The 538-nt window shown below is 55.9% G+C and carries 1 protein-coding gene; it reads left to right on the top strand.

All coding sequences use genetic code 11. The annotated features are described in order from the left end of the window. A partial coding sequence (locus ACR0AD_RS21165; RefSeq protein ID WP_480489526.1) for an IS6 family transposase occupies positions 1–487 on the top strand: 487 nt, incomplete at its 5' end. Positions 488–538 lie beyond the last annotated feature (51 nt).

Genomic DNA, 538 nt, shown 5'->3' with positions numbered 1-538 from the left:
GGCCGACAAATGGCATTTGGACGAAGTTGTCATCCCGATCAACGGTCAGAAATGCTGGCTCTGGCGGGCGGTGGATGCGAACGGAGATACTCTTGATATCCTCGTCCAACCAAGGCGGAGTGCTAAGGCAGCCCGGCGCTTTCTGAAGCGGTTGATTTCGCAATTCGGCGAACCCCGTGTTGTGATCACGGATAAGTTGCGAAGCTATTTCAAACCGATCCGCGATCTTGCGCCGGGTGCGGATCACCGAGCACACAAAGGACTGAATAATCGGATCGAAGGATCACACAGACCCACTCGAAAGCGCGAAAAGCTCATGGGGCGCTTCAAGTCGCCAAAGCAAGCGCAAAGGTTTCTTGCCGCTCACGACCAGATCAACACCGTCTTTCGACCCCGCCGCTATCAACTCTCCATCGTCTCATACCGTCACGCCAGAACCGATGCTTTCGGCCTCTGGGACGGTTACGCTCTCGAAATGACCGCCTAACGGACGCAGACCAGACCGCCATCAACCGCGTGCAAACAAGTTGGCAATGCC

Source organism: Ruegeria sp. BH8, assembly GCF_056538065.1.
Note: the sequence above shows the minus strand (reverse complement) of the source record. Positions and strands in the feature narration are given on the sequence as shown.